The organism is Paramuribaculum intestinale (genome assembly GCF_003024925.1).
Lineage (GTDB): Bacteria > Bacteroidota > Bacteroidia > Bacteroidales > Muribaculaceae > Paramuribaculum > Paramuribaculum intestinale.
Genome location: NZ_PUED01000222.1, coordinates 1 through 3400 on the forward strand (window position 1 = coordinate 1; position 3400 = coordinate 3400).

4 protein-coding genes are annotated in these 3400 nt (G+C 55.3%); all 4 read right to left on the reverse strand.

The window, feature by feature from the left end; all coding sequences use genetic code 11:
- Positions 1-436 (reverse strand): sugar O-acetyltransferase (locus C5O24_RS11845; protein ID WP_107681882.1); only part of this gene is annotated, 436 nt, incomplete at its 3' end.
- 3 nt (positions 437-439) lie between these two features.
- Positions 440-988, reverse strand: coding sequence for a BamJ family beta-barrel-assembly machinery protein (bamJ, locus tag C5O24_RS11850; RefSeq protein WP_161553898.1), 549 nt, complete (start codon positions 986-988; stop codon positions 440-442).
- Between the two features lie 5 nt (positions 989-993).
- On the reverse strand, positions 994-1578 hold the full coding sequence (locus tag C5O24_RS11855; protein ID WP_107036838.1) for a LemA family protein: 585 nt from the start codon (positions 1576-1578) through the stop codon (positions 994-996).
- A gap of 46 nt (positions 1579-1624) precedes the next feature.
- The gene (locus C5O24_RS11860) at positions 1625-3169 is read right to left on the reverse strand and encodes a glycine--tRNA ligase (RefSeq protein ID WP_107036839.1); all 1545 of its coding nucleotides are present in this window, start codon (positions 3167-3169) and stop codon (positions 1625-1627) included.
- Positions 3170-3400 lie beyond the last annotated feature (231 nt).

Below are 3400 nucleotides of genomic sequence, written 5' to 3' on the forward strand. Positions count from 1 at the left end.
CACATCCTCCGATCCATACATTGTCGCCGATTGTCACCGGTTCGGCCCATTCATCGCCGGTGTTGCGCTCCTCGGCGTCGAGCGGATGGCCGGCGGTGAAAATACTGACGTTGGGCCCGATGAAAACATGGTTGCCGATCGTCACCGGAGCCTCGTCGAGTATGGTCAGGTTGAAGTTGATGAATGTGTCGTGTCCGATAGAGATGTTGCATCCCCAGTCGCAGCGCATCGGCTGATTGATCTGCACGCGTTCGCCGCACTTGGCGAAAAATCCCCGGAGCAGAGCCATGCGGCCGTCGACGTCGTCGGGCGACATGTCGTTGAACCGGCGCACAATAAGCTGGGCTTTGCGCAAGCCTTCCTGAAACTGTGGCATGGCTGCGCGATAGCGCTTGCCTGTGACCATTTTGTTCAACTCTGTCAGGAACGGATCCATGATTTATGGCTGCTGGAGACTGTAGATGTCAGTGAGCTTGATGTCAAACACCAGTACCGAATACGGCAGGATTATGCCGGTCGACTGGACTCCGTAGCCCTGGTCGGCAGGGATGACTACACGACAGCTGTCGCCTACACGCATGTCGGTGAGCGCTATCTGCCATCCGCTGATCATGTCGGACGGGCGGAAGCGGTAGATGCTGTCGCCGTAGGTGGTCATAGTGAACGATGAGTCAAACGGCTCGTCGTTGTAGAGGCGCCCGATATACTTGGCGTCGACGGTGCTGGTGACCAGAGGCGAGAGATTGCCTTCGGTCTTGGCGCGGTCGTTGAAGTAGTGGATGAGCACGCCCGATGTCGGATACCATGCCGGGGCGAGCTTGGTGTAGTACGGTGTGCCGTCAGTGTCGGTAAGAGTGAGCTGACGCTGATACCACTCGTTGTTGGCCTCGCGCCACTCTTCGTATTCGTCCCAGGTGTTTTCGCTGTTGCACGCTGTGAATGCGATGGCGGCAGCTGCAGCCAGCAGGGATGCGGTAAATGATTTCATCGTCATCAGAATTTAACTTCGGGTGCTGACTGTGCGGAGTCGTCGGCCTGGAACTGCGGCTTCGGACTGAAGCCGAACCATCCGGCGTAGATCACCGTAGGGAATTTTTTTATGGCGGTGTTGTAGGCGGCTACAGCCTGTGTGTAACGGCCGCGGGCGGTGGCCACGCGGTTTTCTGTGCCCTCGAGCTGCACCTGAAGGTCGCGGAAGTTTTCGTTGGCCTTGAGGTCGGGATATGCCTCGCTGACAGCAAGGAGCGATTTGAGCGCCTGTGTGAGCTCGCCCTGCGCTTTCTGGAATTTGGCGAGTGTGGCCTCGTCGAGGTTTTCGGCCGAGATGTTGATAGATGTGGCTTTGGCGCGTGCCTCGGTCACTTTCTCGAGCGTGGAGCTTTCGTGTGAGGCGTAACCTTTGACGGTGTTGACCAGATTGGGTATCAGGTCGGCGCGTCGCTGGTACTGGTTCTGCACCTCGGCCCATGACTGGTCGACGGTCTGCTGTTGCTCAACGAGCGAGTTATAGTTGCACGATGAGAATGCCGGCAACATTAGGAATGCTGCAATGGCCGATATGATTCGTGTTTTGATCATGTTTATAACGGTTTGATGGTTTGTAGAGGAGAAATATGGGGTATCGTCAGCCGAGACGGCGCAGGAGAGTGGTGAGGCTCACGCGGTCGTGGATGAGCTTGTGGAGATCGTCCACGCTGACGCGGGTCTGCTCCATTGAGTCGCGCTCGCGCAGTGTGACGGTGTTGTCCTCCAGTGTCTGGTGGTCGACGGTGATGCAGTAGGGTGTGCCGATGGCATCCTGACGGCGGTAGCGTTTGCCGATGGAGTCTTTTTCGTCATATCTGGTGGCGAAGTCAAATTTGAGGTCGTTGACGATCTCGCGTGCCTTGTCGGGCAGACCGTCCTTCTTGACGAGCGGGAGCACGGCGCATTTCACGGGCGCGAGGGGGGCGGGGAGGTGAAGCACCACGCGCTTGTCGCCTCCGTCGAGCATCTGCTCTTCGTAGGATGAGCAGAGCACCGAGAGGAACATGCGGTCGACGCCTATGGAGGTTTCGATCACGTAGGGCGTGTAGTTCTCGTTGAGTTCGGGGTCGAAATATTTGATGTTCTTTCCGGAAAATTTCTCGTGCTGGGAGAGGTCGAAGTTGGTGCGGGAGTGGATGCCTTCCACTTCCTTGAATCCGAACGGCATCTGGAATTCGATGTCGGTGGCTGCGTTGGCGTAGTGGGCCAGCTTGTCGTGGTCGTGATAGCGATATTTCTCGTCGCCCATGCCGAGAGCCTTGTGCCATTGCAGGCGCCACTGTTTCCAGTATTCAAACCATTTGAGTTCCTCGCCCGGACGCACGAAGAACTGCATCTCCATCTGCTCGAACTCGCGCATGCGGAAGATGAACTGGCGTGCCACGATCTCGTTGCGGAACGCTTTGCCTATCTGGGCTATGCCGAAGGGGAGGCGCATACGGCCGGTCTTCTGCACGTTGAGGTAGTTGACAAATATGCCCTGTGCGGTCTCGGGGCGGAGATATACTGTCATGGCGCCGTCGGCCGTCGATCCCATCTCGGTGCGGAACATGAGGTTGAACTGGCGTACTTCCGTCCAGTTCTTGGTGCCTGAAACGGGGCATACGATGCCGCGGTCTACGATGATCTGGCGCAGTGCTTCGAGATCGTTGTCGTTCATGGCTTTTGCAAAGCGCTCGTGGAGCTCCTCACGCTCCTTGATGTGCTCTGCCACGCGGGGATTGGTCTGGCGATAGAGTGTTTCGTCGAACGATTCGCCGAATCGCTTGGCGGCTTTGGCCACCTCTTTCTCGATCTTGTCGTCGATCTTGGCTATCTCCTCTTCGATGAGCACGTCGGCGCGATAGCGCTTCTTGGAGTCGCGGTTGTCGATCAGAGGATCGTTGAATGCGTCGACGTGGCCGGAAGCCTTCCAGATGGTGGGGTGCATGAATATGGCGGAGTCGATTCCGACGATGTTCTCGTGGAGGAGAGTCATGGCGTCCCACCAGTAGCGTTTGATGTTGTTTTTGAGTTCGACACCGTTCTGGCCGTAGTCGTAGACGGCAGCCAGGCCGTCGTAGATTTCACTTGACTGGAACACGAATCCATACTCTTTGGCATGGGAAACTATCTTTTTGAAAACGTCGTCTTGCTGTGCCATAATTGTAGAATGACTATAAATGATGGGTGCAAAGTTAAGCATTTTCCCTTAATGGGCCACCACTTACTATTGAATTAAGATGCAATTATGTCGAGAAGCTCATGCAATAGTTCGGTAAAATTTGCATATTCAATTGAATATCAATAAGATGCAATAACAATTCAATATCAATGCAAACTGTTGTGTATCAGTGCGATACAGCTATGCCTGCTCAAAAATTACCGAACTGTT